19 protein-coding genes and 1 tRNA gene are annotated in these 20394 nt (G+C 49.1%); 8 read left to right on the top strand and 12 right to left on the bottom strand.

The genetic code is table 11. The annotated features are described in order from the left end of the window. Positions 1-25: 25 nt before the first annotated feature. Positions 26-97 (bottom strand) — tRNA-Lys (locus tag VB712_RS15725). Positions 98-265: 168 nt separating this feature from the next. Between VB712_RS15725 and hpsL the strand changes: the two genes are divergently transcribed. From hpsL to VB712_RS15700, 5 genes are all read left to right on the top strand, one after another. Then, positions 266-1936 carry a hormogonium polysaccharide biosynthesis protein HpsL gene (hpsL, locus tag VB712_RS15720; RefSeq protein ID WP_323256401.1) on the top strand — a complete coding sequence of 557 codons (1671 nt, stop codon included), beginning with the start codon at positions 266-268 and terminating at the stop codon, positions 1934-1936. 176 nt (positions 1937-2112) lie between these two features. After that, positions 2113-3114, top strand: a complete 1002-nt coding sequence (hpsN, locus tag VB712_RS15715) for a hormogonium polysaccharide biosynthesis glycosyltransferase HpsN (protein WP_323256399.1) — start codon at positions 2113-2115, stop codon at positions 3112-3114. A 126-nt stretch (positions 3115-3240) separates the two neighbouring features. Beyond that, positions 3241-4404: a hormogonium polysaccharide biosynthesis glycosyltransferase HpsO gene (hpsO, locus tag VB712_RS15710; RefSeq protein WP_323256397.1), complete on the top strand. Its 1164-nt coding sequence runs from the start codon at positions 3241-3243 to the stop codon at positions 4402-4404. A gap of 185 nt (positions 4405-4589) precedes the next feature. Continuing rightward, positions 4590-6416, top strand: a complete 1827-nt coding sequence (locus VB712_RS15705) for a ShlB/FhaC/HecB family hemolysin secretion/activation protein (RefSeq protein ID WP_323256395.1) — start codon at positions 4590-4592, stop codon at positions 6414-6416. A 160-nt stretch (positions 6417-6576) separates the two neighbouring features. Next, positions 6577-7305, top strand: a complete 729-nt coding sequence (locus tag VB712_RS15700) for a cytochrome c biogenesis protein CcdA (protein WP_323256393.1) — start codon at positions 6577-6579, stop codon at positions 7303-7305. Here VB712_RS15700 and VB712_RS15695 read toward each other — a convergent pair. Next, complete coding sequence (locus VB712_RS15695; RefSeq protein ID WP_323256391.1) at positions 7302-8249, bottom strand: ribonuclease Z; 948 nt, start codon at positions 8247-8249, stop codon at positions 7302-7304. The two genes, VB712_RS15700 and VB712_RS15695, sit on opposite strands and share 4 nt — an antisense overlap. A 308-nt stretch (positions 8250-8557) precedes the next feature. Here VB712_RS15695 and VB712_RS15690 point away from each other — a divergent pair, with 308 nt between their 5' ends. Together VB712_RS15690 and VB712_RS15685 are read left to right on the top strand one after the other, a co-directional pair. Continuing rightward, positions 8558-9073: a hypothetical protein gene (locus VB712_RS15690; RefSeq protein WP_323256389.1), complete on the top strand. Its 516-nt coding sequence runs from the start codon at positions 8558-8560 to the stop codon at positions 9071-9073. A 153-nt stretch (positions 9074-9226) separates the two neighbouring features. Beyond that, positions 9227-9586 carry a hypothetical protein gene (locus VB712_RS15685; RefSeq protein WP_323256387.1) on the top strand — a complete coding sequence of 120 codons (360 nt, stop codon included), beginning with the start codon at positions 9227-9229 and terminating at the stop codon, positions 9584-9586. A 69-nt stretch (positions 9587-9655) separates the two neighbouring features. Here VB712_RS15685 and VB712_RS15680 read toward each other — a convergent pair whose 3' ends face one another. The 9 genes from VB712_RS15680 to VB712_RS15640 all read right to left on the bottom strand — a co-directional run bounded on the left by VB712_RS15680 (position 9656) and on the right by VB712_RS15640 (position 16221). Further along, positions 9656-9976: a hypothetical protein gene (locus tag VB712_RS15680; RefSeq protein ID WP_323256385.1), complete on the bottom strand. Its 321-nt coding sequence runs from the start codon at positions 9974-9976 to the stop codon at positions 9656-9658. A 136-nt stretch (positions 9977-10112) separates the two neighbouring features. Beyond that, a complete protein-coding gene (locus VB712_RS15675) occupies positions 10113-10379 on the bottom strand; it encodes a YciI family protein (RefSeq protein WP_323256383.1) in 267 nt (88 codons plus the stop codon). Between the two features lie 178 nt (positions 10380-10557). After that, positions 10558-11226: a DUF3226 domain-containing protein gene (locus VB712_RS15670; RefSeq protein ID WP_323256381.1), complete on the bottom strand. Its 669-nt coding sequence runs from the start codon at positions 11224-11226 to the stop codon at positions 10558-10560. Then, the gene (locus VB712_RS15665; RefSeq protein ID WP_323256379.1) at positions 11227-12291 is read right to left on the bottom strand and encodes an AAA family ATPase; all 1065 of its coding nucleotides are present in this window, start codon (positions 12289-12291) and stop codon (positions 11227-11229) included. 51 nt (positions 12292-12342) lie between these two features. Then, a complete protein-coding gene (locus VB712_RS15660; RefSeq protein WP_323256377.1) occupies positions 12343-12567 on the bottom strand; it encodes a DUF2281 domain-containing protein in 225 nt (74 codons plus the stop codon). A gap of 12 nt (positions 12568-12579) precedes the next feature. Then, positions 12580-13848: a type ISP restriction/modification enzyme gene (locus VB712_RS15655; protein WP_323256375.1), complete on the bottom strand. Its 1269-nt coding sequence runs from the start codon at positions 13846-13848 to the stop codon at positions 12580-12582. Further along, positions 13839-14234 carry a type II toxin-antitoxin system VapC family toxin gene (locus VB712_RS15650; RefSeq protein WP_323256373.1) on the bottom strand — a complete coding sequence of 132 codons (396 nt, stop codon included), beginning with the start codon at positions 14232-14234 and terminating at the stop codon, positions 13839-13841. The genes VB712_RS15655 and VB712_RS15650 overlap by 10 nt, the downstream gene beginning before the upstream one ends. Continuing rightward, positions 14234-14482, bottom strand: coding sequence for a DUF2281 domain-containing protein (locus VB712_RS15645; protein ID WP_323256371.1), 249 nt, complete (start codon positions 14480-14482; stop codon positions 14234-14236). The genes VB712_RS15650 and VB712_RS15645 overlap by 1 nt, the downstream gene beginning before the upstream one ends. Beyond that, positions 14482-16221 carry an N-6 DNA methylase gene (locus VB712_RS15640; protein WP_323256369.1) on the bottom strand — a complete coding sequence of 580 codons (1740 nt, stop codon included), beginning with the start codon at positions 16219-16221 and terminating at the stop codon, positions 14482-14484. The genes VB712_RS15645 and VB712_RS15640 overlap by 1 nt, the downstream gene beginning before the upstream one ends. A 181-nt stretch (positions 16222-16402) precedes the next feature. On the opposite strand from VB712_RS15640, the gene VB712_RS15635 reads away from it, so the two are divergent. Continuing rightward, the gene (locus VB712_RS15635; protein WP_323256367.1) at positions 16403-19069 is read left to right on the top strand and encodes a protein kinase domain-containing protein; all 2667 of its coding nucleotides are present in this window, start codon (positions 16403-16405) and stop codon (positions 19067-19069) included. Positions 19070-19142: 73 nt separating this feature from the next. Here VB712_RS15635 and VB712_RS15630 read toward each other — a convergent pair whose 3' ends face one another. Further along, positions 19143-20387 carry a glycosyltransferase family 4 protein gene (locus VB712_RS15630; RefSeq protein ID WP_416236367.1) on the bottom strand — a complete coding sequence of 415 codons (1245 nt, stop codon included), beginning with the start codon at positions 20385-20387 and terminating at the stop codon, positions 19143-19145. Between the last annotated feature and the right edge of the window lie 7 nt (positions 20388-20394).

Below are 20394 nucleotides of genomic sequence, written 5' to 3'. Positions count from 1 at the left end.
AGAAGAATCGCCTAATCGTTAAAAATGGGTCGCCTGGGACTCGAACCCAGAACAAATCGGTTAAAAGCCGAGTACTCTACCATTGAGCTAGCGACCCATGGGGGTGTTGTGTTTTTAACGCACGATTATTAAAGATAGCAAGATATCTTGAGCCTGTCAACCCCTTTCCCCCTGACCAATTAAATTTTCCGTGGCATACTGAAAACAGGCTGTTTAGCGGCGTGGGATCCGCGCTACTTTAACCCATTGCCCCCACCATCCCACCATGGTTAAAACGAAAAAAAAGGGGAAAGGGAAAGCATCGCAACCCCATGCTCCCACCCTCACCCCCAAAGAAATTGCCGCCCAAAAACGCGCCGCCAAAGCAGCCCGCCAGAAGATCATCCAGGTGAATGGAGCCTGCATCGGGTTCTTACTGCTCATCGGTCTCCCCCTGATGCTGATCAATGAAAAAATCGGTTTGGCCTTAGGGGCTGGTGTGCCGGTCATGTACTGGTCTTATATGTTCCCCCGCTCGGCTCTCTGGCTGTTCCTGCTGTATATGCCCTTTAGCGGTACGGTGATTTATCAGCTTGTGGGGGGCAATGCCCTATTTAACCTCGCAAAAGATGCTTTCTTTATCCCCGCTTGTGTTGCTCTGATTCAAGAATGCAAACGGGAAAAGAAGCCAATTTTCGTCAATAAAGAATTAATTCCCGCCCTCGGTTTGCTCACCCTCTGCGCCACCCTGACGCTCTTGGTGGTCAATGGGTCGATGCAGTTTGTTCTCCCCTTGTGTGCCAATCTGCCCAACGATGGCCAGGGAGTCCTCTGTAAAGATGGTCAACCCTTGCTCCAGGGGGTTTTGGGGTTAAAAGTCTTGATGGGCTATATTCCCCTCGTTTTTTGTGCTTTCTATTTTGTCCGCAATAAAAAGCAACTGCTTTGGTTGTGCCGCATTCACCTCCTCCTTGCCTTACTCTGCTGTGGCTTGGGCCTGGTGCAATATCGGATGCTCCTCAGTGGAGCCTGTGAGGGAACCCGCAATGAAGTGGGGGATGCGCTGTTTAAAGCCAGTGTGGAAGCAAAATGTTTGGTGGGGGGTTCCCTCGGCTATAGCCCTTCTCAAAATTTTGTCCGCCTGCCGGGAACGTTTGCCTCCCCTTGGCATTGGGCTTGGTTTCTGATTTCCAACAGTGCGATTACGTTTACGACGGCTTTTTGTGATACTTCGCTGTGGTGGCGGTTGGGGGGGTTGGTGGGGATGGCGTTGGTGTTTTTTAATGCGGTGATTTGTGGCCAGCGGATTGCTTTGGCTCTTGTGCCGGTGGTGACGATCGCCCTCTTGATCCTGACGGGTCAGGTGGCGAACTTAAAGCGCTTTCTACCCATTGGGGTGGGGTTAGGGGTGGTGTTAATGGTGGTGATGGCGCAACATCCGGAGATTATCCAGGAGCGCATTGAGAGTTTTCAAAGCCGGGCGGAAGCTGCCCCCCCTGAAGAGTTTATTCTTGGGCAATTTGAATGGGCGATGAAAGAGCAACGGGGGTTTTTGGGCCGGGGTTTGGGCAAAGCCACTAATTCCACCCGTGTTTTTGGGGCTACGGCTTTGACGGAAACCTTTCACCCGAAACTCCTCTACGAAATGGGCTATCCGGGGATGCTCGCCTTTATTGCCCTCACCAGCAACATTAGTTGGGTGGCCTTTAAGGTGATGCGATCGCTCAAAACCCCCAGCGTCCGTAACTTCGCCTCTAGTTTTTGGGTGTTTATCCTGATCATTAGTTTTTTCCCCTACTGGTATCCCCTCGATACCGATCCGGTGGCGGTGTATTACTGGCTCTTTATCGGGGTTCTCTTTGCCCTCCCCAATATTGATGCCCAAGAGCAGGAGCAACTCAAAGCCGCAGAAGCGGAGGAGTTAGCGAGTAAGAAGGGCAAGCGAAGGCGACCCTAAGCAAACCTTAGCAAAATTTTTCCCGTCGGTATCAGGAATCAGGGCGGATCAGCTTGAAGCCTATCCTCCTGTGGGTTTTTTTGGGGAACAGTGGGGAGGGCAATCGGTACGCGATCGCGGCTCGCCCTCAAACCACCCCAAGTGTTGAGAGCTTTCAAATTTTAAGGAGCAATGCTGTGGCGTTACCTTCGATCTCGGTGATTATTCCCACCTATGGCCGTGAAGGCCCTTTAAAAAATTCGATCGCCGATGTCCTCAAGCAGGATTACCCCGACTTTGAAGTGATCGTCGTGGATCAAACCCAACAGCATACGCCCCGAGTAGAAGCCTATTTGCGTCAGCAGGCAAATTTGGGGAACATTCGCTGGTTTTGCGTGCGGTGGGCCAATTTACCGGGGGCGCGGAACTATGGGGTACGACGGGCGAAGGGCGATATTCTCCTGTTCATTGATGACGATGTACAAATTCCCCCTGACTATTTAGCGGCCCATGCCCGTAACTATCAACGGCTGGCGGTGGGGGCAGTGGCGGGGCGGGTGTTTGATCGCATGAAATTAGCCGATGCCAAACCAGGGTTAGAAATTGAGGATTTACCCCCAGAGGCGAGCGATCCCGGCATTGCTTGGTATCACTTGGATTTAGTCCATACCGTCAAACCCCAGCGGGTGATTTCGGCTAGGGGTTGTAATATGTCCTATCGTCGGGAAATTTTCACGAAATATAATATTTGGTTTGATGAGCGGTTCCGGGGATCGGCGGTGCGGGAAGAATCGGATTTTTGCCTGCGGATTCGCAAAACCGGCTATCAAATTTGGTACGATCCCGAGGCTTCTCTGGTGCATTTGGGAGAAGAAACCGGCGGTTGCCACGATATCACGACGCGATCGCTCCAATACCAAGTGACGTTTTATCACAATCACTTTTTAATGGCGCAAAAAAACCTCACCTTTGATGAACAACGGCGGCTCTATGTCAAGTTGTTTGATTGTCATGTGCTGGGCCATCCCCCCTGTTATAAAAGCGGTTCCCCGCTCAAAGTGTTTGTGCGGGGCATTTTTTATGGGATCGGTTTCCTCGATGCGTTGAAAACACGGTTGAAAGAATTGTTCAACCCTGGCCAGATTTATACCCAACTGGATCATGAACTCACGAGTCAGGAGGGGGCGATCGTCTCTTAAGTTTTGAATCAAGGCCACTCCTCCCCTCCCATCGCTTTTAGCCTACAATCCCGCTCTAAAATTGAGGGCCGTAAGGGCGAAAAATTTTTCGCCCCTACTTCCCACTTCCCACTCCCCACTTCCCCAATGCGCATCCTCATCGCCAGCCACTCCTACATCGTTGATCTCAATTGCGAAAAATTGCGGCAACTGGCGCAACTCGATCCCCAGAATCAAGTGATGGTGGTGGTTCCGCAAACTTGGCAACCGGGGGGTGTGCAAAATCGCACCATTAACGCCCCCCCTTGGCAAGATGGCAACTTTCAGCGGTTGCCGGTGGCAAATGTTAGCAACAACAACCAAGCGATGCTAATGTTTGGTTGGCCAATTGTGAACATTTTGCGGCAATTTCAACCGGATATTATTCAAGTGGAGCAGGGGGCAAAATCCCTTGCCTATGCCCAACTGATTACGTTGAGCAGATTACTCAGACTCAGGGCAAAACATTGCCTGTTTACCTGGTGGAATTTACCCTATGAAAATAAATTTCCGATTAATTGGCTCGAACGATATAACCTTGCCCATACCGATGGTTTAATTGCGGGCAATCAGGATGGGGTGGATATTTTGCGCGACCATGGTTATCAAAAATCTGCCCTTGTGATGCCCCAATTGGGGGTAGATGAAACGCTGTTTAAACCCCAGCCTCAGCCGGAGTTGCGATCGCAACTCCAGATCAACCCTGAGCAATTTGTCGTCGGGTTTGTGGGGCGGTTTGTGGCGGAAAAGGGGATTTTAACGCTCTTGGATGCCTTGGCGGGGTTGCGGGATCAGGATTGGATTTTGCTGTTGTTGGGGCGGGGGGAATTGCAAGCCACAATCCAAACCAGGGCGGCGGAATTGGGGATGTCTGAACGCCTCCGCTGGGTGGAATCTGTCCCCCATGATCAAGTGCCGGACTATATCAACGCGATGAATTGCCTGGTGTTGCCTTCGGAAACAACACAACAGGTAAAAACCTTAACGGCGGTGGGCTGGAAAGAGCAATTCGGCCATGTGCTGATTGAGGCGATGGCCTGCGCTGTGCCGGTGATTGGCTCCGATTCGGGGGAAATTCCCCATGTGATTGATGAGGCGAGGTTGATTTTCCCGGAAGGAAATAGCAGGGAATTGGGCGATCGCCTCCGCACCCTGATCACTGCTCCCGATACCGCCAAAACCCTAGGGCAACAAGGCTATCACCGCGCCCTCACCCACTACACGAACCGCGCTCTCGCTGAAAAGCAATTGCTGTTTTATCAACAATTGTAGAGGCGAAACAATTTTCGCCCCTACCTCGTTACTTAGCTCTGGCGAGTAATGCCATCCCGGAGGCTCTGCCTCCTCCATCTCGGGGGGGGCAGAGTCGGCCTATGCCATGGCACGGGGTACAGTTATGGCAAAAGATAGGGTTTTCTCGGCAACTTTTATAAAATCATAAAAAGCCTTTATTGCTCATGGATCAATCGAGATATTACCTCGCCTCGAATTTAGCTTGGCTACTGTTCAGCCTGCCGCTACCAGTTGCCAGTCAGCCCCTCCCCCCCCAAACGCCAGAACCCCCCTCGCCTATTCCTCCTAACACTATCCCTTTACCCGCGCCTCCTGCTTTAGAGAAACCTTCTGAACCGTTGGATTCTCCCAGGGCGCAATGTGTGGTGAATACAGCCACGAATCCCCAAACTTTGTTAGGCCCCATCCCCACTGATCAAACCGTGATGACTGGCTCGGAACATCGGCAAACCCTGCCACCGTTGCAGTTTGTGGGCAATCGCGTTTTTAGTAACCAGGAACTTCAGGCTGTTCTTGGGGCGGATCTTGTTGGCGCGGAGGAATACAGTTTTTTGGATCTTTTGCCCCTCGCTCAAAAAATTACCACCCATTACAATGAAGCGGGCTATATCAATAGCTACGCGACGATTCCCCCTCAGGTGGTGGATGAGCGGGCGGGGTTGGTGATCTTGGTTATCGAGGGGGGGCTGGGAACGATCCATCTTTATTCCCCTCAGGGGGGGCGGTTGGGGAAACGCTATTTGTGCGATCGCCTGATCGGGGCGGCCCGTCCCCTGCGCCTCAGTCACCTTTTGGATGCCCTGCGGCAGTTACAGCTTGATCCCCTGATTGGTGAAATTCAGGCGGAACTGGTTCCCACAGCCCGCCCGGAACAACATGATCTCCATCTAACGATCCGGGAAGCCCCTAGTTTTACTGCCAGGTTTGGCCTCGATAATGCCCGCCCGACGAGCATCGGTACTTACCGCCGCCAAATTCAACTGACGGAGGGGAATTTATTGGGGTGGGGCGATCGCCTCACCTTCTTGTTTAGCCAAACCGACGGCAGCACCAACTTTGATGGCAGCTATAGCCTCCCCCTCAATCCCCAAAATGGCCGCCTCACATTCAGCCTCGGTGAGGGGAAAAGCAAAGTGATTGAACCGCCCTTTGATGCCCTCGATCTACGGGGGGAATCTCGCTCCTGGGATCTCACTTGGCAGCAACCGATTCCCTTAGGGAGAGTCACGACTTCCCCCAACCTCACCCCCGCTACCCAGCGGGAACTGGCCCTAAGTCTCAGCCTCAACCACCGCCAAAGCCAAACCTCGATTTTAGGGTTTGATTTTCCCCTTTCCCCCGGAGCCGATGCCCAAGGGCGTTTAGCGGTGTCTCGCCTCAGTTTTGGCCAGGAATGGACGCAGCGGGGCGATCGCGATTATTTACAATTGCGATCGCACTTCAGCCTTGGCCTCAATGCCTTTAACGCCACGATCAACCCCACCGGCCCCGATTCGCGCTTTTTCCATTGGCAGGGCCAAGGGGTTTGGCTCCACCGTTTCCCCCATCAGGGGCAATTGTTGGTGAATGGTCGGCTGCAATGGAGCGATCGCCCCCTTTTGGGAGCGGAACAAATCACCCTCGGCGGCCTTGGTGCTGTCCGGGGCTATCGTCAGGATTTGCTCAGTCAGGATCAAGGGGCGTTTTTTTCGGTGGAATATCAGCATCCCCTGATCGGCAAATTTAACCACCCTGGCGGCATTGTCCGCATTGCCCCCTTTTTCGACTGGGGGCGGGTGTGGCCAGCCTCAAGCGCAACGGGTCAAACGGGGGCAACCTTGGCATCCGTGGGCCTGGGGCTATTGTGGACAATCCCCCAAGGTTTTGATCTGGGCCTCTATTGGGGTCTACCCTTAACATTTCAGGATCAAGGGAGTAGTCAACGTTACCGCAACGCCACATTTCAGGAAAATGGCTTTCACCTCTTCCTTCAATCCACCCTTGAGTTTTGAACAATTGCCACAATTCACGATCTAGACAGCGAAAATTTGGTGGAGGGCGAAAAATTTTTGTGCCTCCGGCAGGCTTACGCCAACGCCCCTACGGAATCCTGAATTAAACCCATTCCCCATTCCCCAAGCTACGATATTCCTACCCCTTACCCCTCTATCCATGCTGGAAACCCTCCAAACTCAGCTTTATACCCTCTCCCAATACGCCAATCAATTGGTCACAGCCCAATTGGATCACATCACGATCTTGAGTGTGTCGCTGATTTTTTTAGCGGGACTCTTAACAAGCCTCACCCCTTGTATGCTCTCCATGTTGCCGATTACGATCGCCTATATTGGCGGCTATGAATCCCAAGGGCGAGGAGTGGCGTTGGTGCAATCGGCTTGGTTTGCCCTGGGGTTGGCGACGACGTTGGCGGGGTTGGGGATAGCGGCGGCGGGTTTGGGGCGGGTTTATGGCCAGGTGGGGGTGGGGTTGCCTTTGGCGGTGAGTGCGATCGCCATTCTCATGGGTTTAAATTTACTGGAAATTATCCCCCTGCGCTGGCCCAATTGGGGCGGGGGGGCTTGGATTGGGGAGCATCTGCCGACGGGGGTGCGATCGTACCTCTTGGGGCTAACGTTTGGCTTAGTAGCCTCTCCCTGTAGCACGCCGGTTTTAGCCACATTATTAGCTTGGGTAGGGAGTCGGCAAAATTTAGCCCTGGGTGCAGTGTTGTTGTTAGCCTATGCCTTGGGTTATGTGTTGCCGTTGGTGTTAGCGGGAACGTTCACCGGGACGGTGAAGCAATTGCTCAGTTTACGGCGGTGGTCGGGGTGGATTAATCCGGTAAGCGGTGTGGTTTTAATTGGTTTTGGCGTGTTTTCGCTGTTATCCCGTTTGGTTTAAGCCTCAGCCGCGAGACGATGGCGGGGGATGCTATGGGTGAGAAAATCCTTGGCTAGAAATGTATTGGGAAAAATTGCTTGGGCTTCGGTCAAGAGATCCCCCAATTGAATCGGGTTGCCGGGGGCATAGCGGGGGCTGAAATGGGTGAGGATTAATTGCTGTACTTGGGCGAGGTAGGCCACTTGGGCGGCCATGGTGGAAGTGGAATGGAGGCGATCGAAGGCCATCTGAGCATCCTCATGGGCAAAGGTAGCCTCATGGATCAACACATCGGCCCCTTTGGCCAGTTCCACGGCATTGTCACAAAACACAGTATCAGTACAGTAGACCATGCTCCGCCCCGTTTCCGGCAGATCACACAAATCCGCACCATTAATCCGGCGGCCATCTTCGAGGGTGACGGTTTTGCCCTGTTTTAATGCGCCGTAGAGGGGGCCGGGGGGAATGCCGAGGGCGGTGGCCTCCTCAACCCGAAACCGGCCCGGGCGGTCTTTTTCCGCCAGTCGGTAGCCGTGGGCAGGGATACGATGGGTTAACAGAGCGCAGGTGACTTGAAATTCTGCATCTTCATAAACTAGCCCTGGTGTAACTGGATGGACATTCACCCGCCGGCCAATATCCATATAGGAATATTTGCTGGCGGTGGCAATGTAGTCCTTTAAACCGGGGGGGCCGTAAATGTCGATGGTTTGGCCCGTACCGGCCAGGCCACAACTGGCGATTAAACCCATCAGGCCATAGATGTGATCCCCATGCATATGGGTGATGAAGATGCGGCGGATTTGGGAGGGGCGGATATCGCTGCGCAGGAGTTGGTGCTGTGTGCCTTCGCCACAGTCAAAGAGCCACACCTCGGCCCGTTGGGGCAGACGAACGGCAACGCTAGAAACATTGCGCGATCGCGTCGGCACACCGGAACTGGTTCCTAAAAAGGTTACATCCACAAGCTTGAGTCTATCTTTGAGCGCAATAGTCCCATCATCCCCTGATCCTTCCCTCTTCGACAAGACTGCTGACAGTGGGGGGGAGTTGGGTTAAAATCACATTGATGTCAACGATACATCTTTGCATCTGCCCATTGTCTGAATTTTTCTCCCTAAATATGCGGAGAGCCGATGTGCTTTTTGCTACCGGCTCTTTTTCAGAAAATCGCCAAATTTGCGGTCTTTTTTTTTGGTGAGAGCTTTTAAAATAGAGTTGTTAGGATTTTTTAACAAAGTTCACAAAATCTTCCTGCTCCCCCCCACGAATCATGTTACAGCGAGCACTTACCCCTAACCCCCTCTTTCGCCCGACACAGGTTCTCAACCAACTGCGGAGCGGTCAAGTTTTTTATGTCAAGGCAAGGAAGGGCAATGGCATGATTATTTGCCATCCTCATTATGCGGAAGTGGTGGGCCCCGGTGCGCTGGTGGGGGGGGTGGTGGATTTGGACTGTGCGCGTTTAATCCCGTTGGGGAATGTGGCCCTCACCTATCCTGAAAATTTCCAGCGCAAGTATCAAGCGTTTCATGCCCGGAGTCAGTGGATTGAAGCGACGCGCAAGGCGGTGGATTGTCCCGTTCCGCTCAAGCGGGGGCGGCGGATTGTGGTGATGATGCAGCAATATTTTGGGGGGCGGGCGATCGCCGAAATTCCCGACGAAGTATTAGGTAATATTGTCGGCGTTTTTCCTCAAACTATCGCTATGGCCCGCCAGAGTCTTCGCCGCAGCCAACGCCCTGCCCCGCCGGCCCCCCGGCCCCTGGCAACCAATAATATTCGATAAGCATAAATACTCACTTTGAAAAGTGTCTTTGTGATAAAGATCACGCCAACATTTTTCCGCAATTTCTGCCTGTGGGGAAGGCCCCCTTCCCCCTATAATACTCAGTTAATGATGCTGTAATTCAGACTATTTCCGGTCTGGAGGAAAAACGTAATGGGAAAAACCTTGGTCAATAGGACTCACCTGTTGGTGCAAGATGATATTGAGTATATTCTTGCCGAGCAGCCCAAACCTGTCCAAGAACGCTTTCGATCCTGTAATTTAATCCCGGATCTCCTCGCTTACGTTTTAAGCCGGATTCCCAATCTCTACGCTGTTTGTGAAGAGAATGAACCTTTGGGTTTTTCGCCCATTACCCACGAATCCGCCCAACGAAAACTCCAACGAGAAGCACTGATTTATCAGGGGATTTATTGTGTCCTGGAAAAAAGTCACTCACCCCAAATCTCAGAACCTGCTCAGAATCAAATTGCCCAATCTCCCCACCGTGTCTACGGGAAAAAACTCTTATAGAATCCTCAAGGGTTAAGATAGGGAGCCGTTGGCTCCCCATTTTTTAGGGGTTTAAGCGAGGCATGGGGGCTAACTGGCGGTTGCGGGTTTTTGGCTGGCGGGACGGGGTGTATTGAGGGAGAGTTGGTTCGTATTTGCTTCTTCTTCTAAAGGCACAAATTCGATGTGATTTAAGAGGGTGGTGACGAAGGCGAACACCAAAAAGGGCAACGACAGCACCACAATAATCCCCATGGTTAGAAAGGCATAGGCTTGGCGGGTACTGCTCCAGATGGCGAGGGTGGTGGCCAGGGAGATAAAAATGACAATGAGCCAAATAATAATTTGGCCATAAATATCACCAAAGGTGAGGGTGCATCGCATCCGGTAGACTTGTTGTTCGTTATCCATGGAACTCCTATATGAGGTGAAGGCTTGGCCGATTAAACCCTATTGTGAGGCGATCATCCCCGATTTTAAAGGGCTTTTAAGATCATTTTACATTCAGTCAAAACTGAAATGGCTCGCTCTGCACATCTAGGGGGGTTTAGGCAACCACAAGTCGCCATTCATGGAGTTCGTAGCGAACGCATTGATGGAGGATCAGGGGGTCTTGGGCGGCGATCGCCTCTGCTTCAGCGCGGGATTTAGCCCAAAACAGGAGCATTCCCCCCCCGTATTCTGCCCAGTAGCCGGTTTTGGCCTGATGGCCTTGGGCGATTAACTGCTCAACGTAGGCGCGATGGGCGGGAACGTATTGATCGAAGGTGGGGCGATCGACGATTCCCTGTTCAATTTTGACAAACCAAGGCATAGGAGGATGGGTAATTTCGGCATATTCCCATCATACCCAAGGGGGGGATGGGGTGCGTCAGTTGTGATGCTGTTGGTTTTTGTCATGCTGCGAATAGACTTTCGGGGTAGCGTTGATCTGTGTAGAGGCGTTGGCGTAAGCCTGCCGGAGGCACAAAAATTTTTCGCCCCCATGCCAATTAATGCGATGACTCATTTTCTAGTTGATAAAGTTTTTTAAACCAAGTCACAAATTTTTGAGCATCAGGATTTTGCGGCGTGAGGATGCGCTGTTTGATAGCTTGATGGAGTTGCCGCCCTGGGGGATTTTGCCAAGCCAACCAACTGTAAATTTTGGCTTTATCCTCATGCACTGCTTTAAATTTCGCTCCTTTTGTTTGGGCTTCACGGGTTACAGTTTGGGCAAATTGCCACAGTTCTTCGGCTGTGGAGGGAATCATATAAGCGATGAAGGTTTCTAGCATCCCGCATATTTTGTTATCGGGCATCATCCAAATTCCAAAACGAATGCCTTGAGCAGTTATGTGAATCAAGCCTTCTTCTGGTAAAGATTTGGGTAAATCTGGAATATTATTTAAGCTTGCATTTCTAATACTTTGCCAGCGTTCTTCGGGGTTCTCATCAGCATCAATGATGATCCCTAATGCCAAAAGTCCAGAAGCTTGTAACCAGGTAGCAATCAGGTCTGGATTCACTAAATTATCATAACCGTTGCAGGGATCAATGAAAACGACGGGTTGTTTTGCTTTTACCCACGGCACACCATTGGCTTCGATCAATTTGGGAATAATGCGAAGATCTTCTACTCCCTCGACAAGCAGGATTTTAGAGTGGTTTTTGTTGATCATTTAGCGCACCTCAATATCATGTTCAGTAGCAATAATGATCTGTTTTTCGGTAAAGACAACGCTGTGATTTTTTTCCTTTTCAATGCGGTGAATGATAATGTTAGACTCAGTGGATTTTTCATGATCAGCAATGGTGGCAAGGCTTCGCCAGCAATCATTGTTATGGGTTGTAGCGAAAACTTGAACATTGAGGCGTTTAGCAGTTTCGCTCATTAATCGCCACATATCCGACATTGTACTATAGTGCAATCCAGTATCAATTTCATCTACCAATAGAACGCCATTTCGAGCATTAACCATGGCTAATGTGAGTCCTAGCATTCGCCAGATCCCATCTCCCATGCTACCGATGGGAATGCGTTCATCACTATCTTTGAGTTTAGCAACAAAACGAGTGGTTAAACCAGATTGATCTGGATTTGCAGAAACAAGAGATGCAATTCTATCAATGTTCGGCTCAACAATCTGTAATGCTGCTGTGATGATTGTTTCTTCAGGAGTCAAAACAATATCATTGAAAAATTCGACCATTTTTTCGGTTGTCAATGTGGAGGATGTTAGCCACTGGATAATGGTATTCAATTGCTGAAGGTTTGGATCGATTTCTCTAAAGTGTTTAAGGGGTAAGCTTGTGGAGGTTAATGGTATTTCAAAATGGTGTTGGCTTCCTAGCCAATCAATGGATAAAATTAAATCTTGAAATTCTTCAAATAAGTTAAGTTGTGGTGATGATTCTACAAGAAAATGAATAGCTTCTTGCTGATCCTGACTATTAGCGGATATTGAAAAATAGCTATTTTTATGGATTTGATGACCATGAAAAAGATGGCGAATATCTAATTCTCGACGGTTGTTTCGTCGCTCATTTAGGATATATTCGCCACGGTTGAGCATAATTTGCCGGAGTGGTTCGAGGTTGGATCGAGATTTAAGCAGTTGAATGGCTTCAAGGATGGAGGTTTTGCCGCTGTTATTTTTGCCGACGAGTAGGTTAATTTGACCCAGTTGTTGAAGCTCGAAGTTTTGGAAGCAGCGAAAGTTTTCAATTGTGAGTGATTTAAGCATGGGGGATTATTTGGGAAGTTGGTGGGTTTTGCGGGCGGACTTTAGGTGTTATTACATATACTCCTCAAAGTCTTCGAGGGGATCGTCGAAGTCGTCGGGTAAGGGTAAAACAAATGTGCCTTTAAGTATGCCCGATCTGCGTTTTTTTTGATGACCATCGACGGGGTTAGATTTTGAGTGGTTTTCTAGGAGTTGGCGGGCATGGTTTAAGATTTCTTGTTTTAAGGGTTCGGGGAGTTTGGTAAAGATTCGGAAAAGTTCGGTTTCGAGGTTCATGGGTTTTGGGGGTTATTCGGTGGGCATGGTTTGGATGATTTCCATGGTGCGGAGGCTGACGGTGCAGACGCGCTGGAGGAGGTCAATAACTTGGGTTTTGTAGTCGGAGAATTTGTAGGTGTTGAAGAGTTGGGCGATGGTGGGGTCTTTGGGTTTCTTTTCTTTGTATTGATCGAGGATCCATTCGAGGGCGGAGCGGTTGCCGAGTTTGTAGGCCCAGGCGAGGGGGGGGATGTTGTGGAGTTGGGTGTTTTCATCAATTGTAATGATGTGGGTGGTTTTGTCGGCTTTGAGTTTGGGTTTGGGGTTGGGTTTGGTGGCGGTTTGGATTTGGGGGAGGGGGTGGGGTTGGGTGGTTTCGTAGTTGAGGTGTAGTTCCATGAGGGTTTGGCCCCAGGTTGTCCATTGATGGAAGTTGGGGTAGAGGGGGAGGCGGGGAAATTCGCGTTTGAGGTTGAGTTCGTATTTGGTGCGGTAGGTGGGATGGTGGAGGATGGCGTAGGTGTAGTGAAAGATGTTTTCTTTGGTGATCGTGGGGTCGTTGTAGTGGGTTTGAATTTGGTTTAGGCCCCAATCGGTGATGTTGTCGATCCGGTTGCTGTTTTTGTCGTAACGGTAAAGGGGGAGGCATTGAGTAGTTCCATTCCCAAATTTTAGACTTGCTAAGTCAAATATAAGGTCTGAGCCTAAACAAGCAAAGTCAGGATTTCCCACATTGATGGCGATTGAAATGTTAAATTTTTCTACATGAAAAATATCAAACCATTGATAAGTTCTCGCGTTTAAATATTTATTGAAATAAATAAAGCGTTTACTAAATGGTCGATATTGTGATCTTACAATACATGAACAATCAAAATATATTTTGATTCCCCTTTTTAAATATTTAACTAAGTCGTCATCCCACTTGATATCTAGTTTTTCTTTCGTGCTATTTCCGAGATTGCTTTGATAAACCTCGACAAAATATTTCATTCGCTCAATTAAAGCATCTTTTGAAAAATCATAAACCCATTCATCGCGTTGAGTTTTGACACCTGATGAGAAAAGCTGAAAAATTGCCTCCTCAGATTTCCCCGATTTAACTTGCTTATCAATCAACGGTAAAAGCTCATCAAAATCATTATCCGTTAAATTAATCCAATTCGCCTTCTGATCCGGCGTAATGTGGTCAAACGGAATATCTTCAAACCTTGTCCGTTCAAACCATTCAAGCTTTTCCTCTTTGGTTTGCTCATCCTGCAACGTAAAATAAAAAATCTTCGCCTTTTTCATACCCATATCCTTTCCACTGGATAAGCATCAAACGCTTGATCTTTACTGACCACAGGCCATGATCGATTCATTGCTTGAGAAATAATCATTCGATCAAAAGGATCTCTATGGCCAGTCAAGTAAAACGGTAGGCTGGATTGTTGAATTGTATCTTCAATAGAAATCGATAGCAATTGTAAATCTGTTGCCAGAAAAATCGCTTCAATTTGATCAAAATCACAATTCAAGAAAACTTTTTGCCTTTGTAATTTAATGCCAATCTCCCAAAAACTCGCAATACTGACAAAAATATTATCTGTTGCCACAATTCTTTCTTTAACAGAATTTGGCAGATTTAAATTATCCTCCACTAGCCAAATAAAAACATGAGTATCTAGCAAAATTGTACTCATTACATATATTCCTCAAAATCTTCAAGGGGATCATCAAAATCATCTGGCAATGGTAAAACAAAAGTTCCTTTCATGCAACCAACCAAACGGCGTTCCTTCGGCTTCTCCACTTCAAGATTAGTTTTTGAATGCTTTTCAAGCAAATACTCGATATAATTCAAAGCCTCCTCTTTTAGCGGTTCCGGCATTTTCATAAGAGCCTGTAGAATTTTTGCATCTACATTGATCGATTCTTTGACTGCTTCCATCACTTTTTTTCCTTGCGATTACGCACTAAAAACATTACAGCAATTCCGGCTTGAATACCAAAAACATTATTCTTTGTACCGGAAATTTTCGGATTATTCCTCACATCGGATTGCGTATCGACAATGTACACATAATCAAAATCACGCTCCAGACATTTACGGAAACCATCAAAAGTTTTGGAATTGATAAATGAGCGATTCGTGATAAACGCAATCAAGCCCTTTTCACCTAGGCGATCCGATGCCCAGCGGAAAAAGCGCGTGTACATATCATAAACCACAATTTGATTTTGTGCCGTCCCCTCCTTAATGTAAGAATCCTTGATCGCCTTGTCAATCTCCTTGTAAAACCGATTCGCATTGCGTTGATTAAAATTTTCCTGATGGGCATTATAGGGCGGATTACCAATGATTACCGAAATTTTCTTATCATTTTGATTCTGAATCCGTGCCGTATTCTGTACACTCATCGCAAACAAATCAAACTGCTTTCCCCCAAACCCACAATGATCCAACGTATCCACCAAACAAATATTCTTAAACTCCTCATAAGTTCCCATCTTTTGAGCATAGGTAAACTCAATATTCAAATTCGCAATGTAATAAGGCAAAATTGCCAACTCATTACAATGAATCTCATGCTTATACTTATGCTCCAACTTATCCGCCGGTAAATACTCAATCAACTCCGTCACATAAGTACCCGTCCCCGTACAAGGATCCAAAATCTCCACCCCCGGATCACTCAACAACTTCCCAAAATGCTCATACACCAAATGATCCGCACCCTCAATCATAAACCGCACAATCTCATTCGGCGTATAAACAATCCCCAACCGATCCGCCGCCTTCGGATTATAAGCCCTGTAAAAATTCTCATAAATCGCCTTCAAAAACTTCTGCTTCTCATGGTGATTGACAATATTTTCCGACTTCCGCCGGATCACCGCATAATAATGCTCAATCCCCCGTAACGTATTCCGCCGCGTCGCCCCCGTAAAAAACGTCTCAATAATCGCCAACAACTCCCGCGCAATATTATTCTCCCGGTGAAACTGCGACTCATGGAAAATATTACTAAAAATATCCTCCGTCAAAATATGCTGAATCAACATCTCATGAACATCAAAAACCTCAATCTCCGGATTAATCGACTGACGACAAACCGCCAAAAACCCATCCCGCCGCTCCCGAAACGCCTCATTTTCCCCCTCCTGCTCCCCAATCATCCCCCGCAACACCTCCAAAATGTGGGGAATATCCTCCTTAAACTGCGTAATCGCCGCCCGAAAATCCCGCACCTCCGGCCGCTCATAATCGACAAACACATTCAACACATGATCCAACCCCTCCGCATCCCCCATCGAGACCCGCGCCACCTCCTGGCCATGCTGAATCAAAACCGCCGTCTGCGAATCCTCAAACAAAATATTTTCATCGGGATAACCCTTCTCAAACTTCTTCTCAATCTCTAAATCCAAATTATCGTATTGATCCTTACTCTCCCACCAACCATGCTCCAACCGAATCGCATCCTTAACCGTCCCATCCGGGAAAACCGTCGTATTTAACCGCGTCTTATAATCCAACTCCGGAATTAATAAATAATTGCGCGGCCGACAATAATCATTCAACAACCGCTCAAACGCATTGCGAATACTCGTCTCCTTGCGAGAACCCCCATAGCGCATGATTTTCTCAAGCTCCGCTTGATATTGCGTCACCAGCAACCGAGACATAGCGTTACTCCTGGATTGTGAAATTGCATGATCATCCCCATTATGCCTGGAGAGAGAAGAAAGAGGATAGAGCAGTGAGAAGAGAGTTCAGTGAATTATTCTTCCTCACTCCTCAACCCTCACTCCTGGCACCAAGGACAGCTACCATTAAAATCAATACGATTGAGGATCCACCTGAACCATGGGTGAACTGTTAGTGGGCCGGTATGAATTGCGGGAACCTTTGAGCCAAGGGGGTTTTGGGCAAACCTATCTCGCCCTGGATCATCACCTCCCCGGTCTGCCCCCCTGTGTCGTCAAACAACTGCACCCCGAACTCCACGACGGGAGTCGCCCCAGTAATGCCCTGCGCTTGTTTGAACAGGAAGCACAGATTCTCTACCAATTGGGAGATCATCCCCAAATTCCCCGCCTCTTGGCTCACTTTGAAGCGGCGGGACGGTTCTATCTCGTTCAGGACTACATTGAGGGCAACACCCTAGAGAGAGAACTGGGGCAACCTTGGCCCGCTTCAGCAGTGGAAACGATGGTCAGGGAGGTTTTAACGGTTCTGGCCTTTGTCCATGATCAAGGGGTGATTCATCGCGACCTGAAACCCAGTAACTTGATGCGACGACGGCAGGACGGGCGATTGATGCTGATTGACTTTGGTGCGGTGAAGGCCTTCACACCCCAACGCAACATTACGATTGGCATCGGTACGCCGGGTTATATGCCCGCCGAACAACAGGCGGGACAACCGCAATATAGTAGCGATCTTTTTGCTTTGGGGATGATTGCCCTTGAAGCCCTGACGGGGACAAGACCCGATCGCCTCTCCCCCGCTCAACGCTTGCCCCTCCTGGAATCCTTACCCTTGGGGGAACCCTTGGCCACGGTGCTAAAACGGTGCATCCAAATCCAGGGGGGCGATCGCTATCCCAACGCCGCCACCGCCCTCGCATCCCTCACCGGCACGACCCCACCCCCCCACCGCGATACCCCCACAATCCCCATGTCCGCCCTCGCCGTCACCACCCAATCCCCCCCGCGCCCCCCAGTGAGCCAAGACCGCAACCGCGAGATTTTGCTCAATAAGGTGCGGAATTTTTGGGTGAAAGGGGTATTGGAGCGATCGCTCCATGGCCGCGTTCTGTTGGAATTGGGCCTGAGGGAAGAAAGCAAAGCCCTCGCCCGGCCTTGGGGCGTGGTGTGGCAGGGGGCCGAAAGGGAGGAAAGGCTGATTACCGGGGAAAGCGTCGCGGATCGGTTCGCCCAATTGGGAACGGGGCGGACGCTGTTGATTTTAGGAGAGCCGGGAGCGGGGAAAACAACGACATTATTAGAACTGGCGCGGGATCTCCTCGATCAAGCCGCAACCCATCCCCAAGCCCTGATCCCCGTCGTCCTCAACCTCTCCTCCTGGCGGGGCAAGCAAACCCTAGGGGCTTGGGTGATTCAGGAATTACAACGGCAATATCAAGTTGCCCCCTCCATTGGCCGGGATTGGGTGAAAAATCAAGCCCTGCTGTTATTGCTCGATGGTTTGGATGAGGTGCGGGCGGAGGTGCGATCGCCCTGTGTCGCTGCCATTAACCAATTCATCACCGATTATGGTCAAACGGAATTAGTCGTCTGTTGCCGCGTCACCGATTATTTCAACTTGGGGGAACGGCTACGACTCCAAGCAGCGGTCAGTCTCCAACCCCTCACATTGCCCCAAATTCGCCAATACCTCCAAGGCTACGGCGCAGGGCTAACGGTGGTGAGTGATTGGCTCGAAACCGATCCCGCCTTGCAGGCCCTAGCCCAATCCCCCCTGATGCTCAGTATTATCACCCTCGCCTACCGAGATCTCCCCGCTGAACATTTCCAACAGCGCGGCCTCGATGCCACAACCCTACGCACCGATCTCTTCAACACCTATATTGAACGGATGCTCAACCGCCATAGCGGACGCTTACCCTATAGCCCCCAACGGCTCCGCTACAGTTTGGCCCGCCTCGCCCGGCAAATGCAAAGGGATTCACAAACCGTCTTTTTCATTGAACAGATGCAGCCGACCTGGTGCGATCCGCGCCAGCGTACCCATCGCCCCTGGAAACGGTGGGCCTATACCTTGGGGGTGGGATTATTGGGGACGGCGATCGCCGGGTTAGGAGCCGGGGTCAACTTGGGCCTGTTGATCAGCCCTGCCGCTGGCGTGAATGCCGCCATTATCCTCGGCATCGGCGGCGGCTTCACCCTCGCCTTCACGTTCGGGCTACGGGAGCATCCCATCGAACCCGTCGATCTGATCCGGTGGTCTAGTCGCAAAGCCAAAGCGAATCTCAAACTCGGCTTACAAATTGGCCTTTTAGTGATGATTTTATCAATGTTTGCCTATGTCATTTTTGGCTTTACCCTCGGTTGGACGCGCACAGTTTGGGAAACCTTTCTTTATGGATTATGTGGCTTGGGTACAGGGATTATCTATATTTTATTACAGGGATTATCCGGGGGTAGTATTCCCACCAGCACCATCCCCAATCAAGGCATTTTCCAATCCCTCCGCTACACCGCCTTTTTTGCCCTCATTGGTGTTGTCACCCTCACGATTGTTGCCGGATTTTTAGGCTTACCCCTGTTGGTAGGGGTAACGGTGGGGTTAATTTTCGGCTGGGCTTCTCCCGCCGGAATTGCCTGTTTACAGCATTTTATGTTACGCCTTCTCCTCTATCTTGATGGCTCCCTCCCCTGGAATTTAGCCCAATTTCTTGACACCGCCACCCGCTTAATTTTGCTGCAAAAAGTCGGTGGTGGCTACATTTTTATCCACCGCCTCCTCCTCGAACATTTCGCCACAATAATCTCAAATAATCGGACATAAGTGAAGCTGACATCTTCCTTGAGGATCTAATGCTTAAAACAGCAATTTCGCTTGACAATACACAGTAAAAATGTCAACCTGCGGAAAGTGAGTTAAACTGGCTTAATACTTGATTGTATAATTTTTTATACTGCTGAGATTGTTGGGTTAAACCATACTTTGTTTCTGCTAATTGACGACAGTTTTGCGACATTTTTTGCATTAGACTAGGACTACTTAACAAATCCAAAATACCTTGAGTAAACTGTTCTACATTTTCCGGCTCTGCCAGGTATCCCGTTATCCCTGATTGAATTAACTCTCCCACACCCCCAACATCAAAAGAGATCGCGGGAGTAGCGCAGGCTAAACTTTCTTGTAAAACAAGCGGTAAATTATCGGCACGGGTAGGAAATAGGGTTAAATCAGCAGATGAATAACTTAATGCTTTGAGTCGATCACTTTCTAAATAGCCCAGATTTAAAACTGTAATCCCCACCCGTTGAGTAATTTGATTACCAGAATTACCGAATGTAATCAAGATAGTTTCTTGCTTAAAACTGTTGGGTAAGTGATGCAGAGCTTTGAGTAATAAATCTCCACCTTTACGGCGATAAGTTAGATTTTCTACACCAAATAACAGGACATTTTTATAGTGATTAATTCCTAAGGCAGTACGGGCAAGAGCAGTAGAAATTGGCTGATATACTTCCAAGTCAATGCCATAGGGAATCACTGCAATAGAACAGTGTTTTAAGAGACTTTGCTTGACTTGTTCACCTAACCAATGACTAGGGGTAACAATGGTTAAATTAGACCGCTGATATAGCCATTGCTTCAGTTTCCATTCCCAATTGGTGTTATCTCGGCTAATTTCAGGATATTCTTGGGGATAGGGACAATGACCACAGCCGATCTGCCAGCGATCGCAATCATAACTATAGGCACAATGTCCCGTCAAACTCCACATATCGTGAAGCGTCCACACCGCAGGCTTTTCACGGGTGAGATGAGGGAGCGCTAAATAATTGAAATAGCCGGTGTGAAGGTTATGAAAATTAAGAATCTCAGCCTGTTTATAAAATTGATGATTGGGGATTTCAAAACTGCTGATGATGTTAAGATAATTAAGGCTAAATCGTCGATTAATACGAGATAATTGGTTTTCTATCTTGAGACGACGAGATACCGTAGCAATGCGATCGCCCCCCAGCTTGGCCTCCCCGACCAATAAACGAGAATCTACCCCCCCCTGCAACAAACCTTGATGGAGACGATAAGCTGCAATACCAGCTCCTCCCATGATATCCGATTGATTAATATGTAGAACTTTGACCATGATATCA

The sequence above is a fragment of the Spirulina sp. CCNP1310 genome (genome assembly GCF_034932185.1).
GTDB lineage: Bacteria > Cyanobacteriota > Cyanobacteriia > Cyanobacteriales > Spirulinaceae > Spirulina.
The sequence above is the reverse complement of the archived record's forward strand: the minus strand, read 5'-3'. Positions and strand labels throughout refer to the sequence as shown.

What these genes read in the sequence shown, in the direction of transcription:
- hpsL (WP_323256401.1), top strand. Translation starts at nt 266, where the DNA reads ATGGTTAAAACGAAAAAAAAGGGGAAAGGGAAAGCATCGCAACCCCAT.
- hpsO (WP_323256397.1), top strand. Translation starts at nt 3,241, where the DNA reads ATGCGCATCCTCATCGCCAGCCACTCCTACATCGTTGATCTCAATTGC.
- VB712_RS15705 (WP_323256395.1), top strand. Translation starts at nt 4,590, where the DNA reads ATGGATCAATCGAGATATTACCTCGCCTCGAATTTAGCTTGGCTACTG.
- VB712_RS15700 (WP_323256393.1), top strand. Translation starts at nt 6,577, where the DNA reads ATGCTGGAAACCCTCCAAACTCAGCTTTATACCCTCTCCCAATACGCC.
- VB712_RS15690 (WP_323256389.1), top strand. Translation starts at nt 8,558, where the DNA reads ATGTTACAGCGAGCACTTACCCCTAACCCCCTCTTTCGCCCGACACAG.
- VB712_RS15685 (WP_323256387.1), top strand. Translation starts at nt 9,227, where the DNA reads ATGGGAAAAACCTTGGTCAATAGGACTCACCTGTTGGTGCAAGATGAT.
- VB712_RS15680 (WP_323256385.1), bottom strand. Translation starts at nt 9,976, where the DNA reads ATGGATAACGAACAACAAGTCTACCGGATGCGATGCACCCTCACCTTT.
- VB712_RS15675 (WP_323256383.1), bottom strand. Translation starts at nt 10,379, where the DNA reads ATGCCTTGGTTTGTCAAAATTGAACAGGGAATCGTCGATCGCCCCACC.
- VB712_RS15670 (WP_323256381.1), bottom strand. Translation starts at nt 11,226, where the DNA reads ATGATCAACAAAAACCACTCTAAAATCCTGCTTGTCGAGGGAGTAGAA.
- VB712_RS15665 (WP_323256379.1), bottom strand. Translation starts at nt 12,291, where the DNA reads ATGCTTAAATCACTCACAATTGAAAACTTTCGCTGCTTCCAAAACTTC.
- VB712_RS15660 (WP_323256377.1), bottom strand. Translation starts at nt 12,567, where the DNA reads ATGAACCTCGAAACCGAACTTTTCCGAATCTTTACCAAACTCCCCGAA.
- VB712_RS15655 (WP_323256375.1), bottom strand. Translation starts at nt 13,848, where the DNA reads ATGGGTATGAAAAAGGCGAAGATTTTTTATTTTACGTTGCAGGATGAG.
- VB712_RS15650 (WP_323256373.1), bottom strand. Translation starts at nt 14,234, where the DNA reads ATGAGTACAATTTTGCTAGATACTCATGTTTTTATTTGGCTAGTGGAG.
- VB712_RS15645 (WP_323256371.1), bottom strand. Translation starts at nt 14,482, where the DNA reads ATGGAAGCAGTCAAAGAATCGATCAATGTAGATGCAAAAATTCTACAG.
- VB712_RS15640 (WP_323256369.1), bottom strand. Translation starts at nt 16,221, where the DNA reads ATGTCTCGGTTGCTGGTGACGCAATATCAAGCGGAGCTTGAGAAAATC.
- VB712_RS15635 (WP_323256367.1), top strand. Translation starts at nt 16,403, where the DNA reads ATGGGTGAACTGTTAGTGGGCCGGTATGAATTGCGGGAACCTTTGAGC.
- VB712_RS15630 (WP_416236367.1), bottom strand. Translation starts at nt 20,387, where the DNA reads ATGGTCAAAGTTCTACATATTAATCAATCGGATATCATGGGAGGAGCT.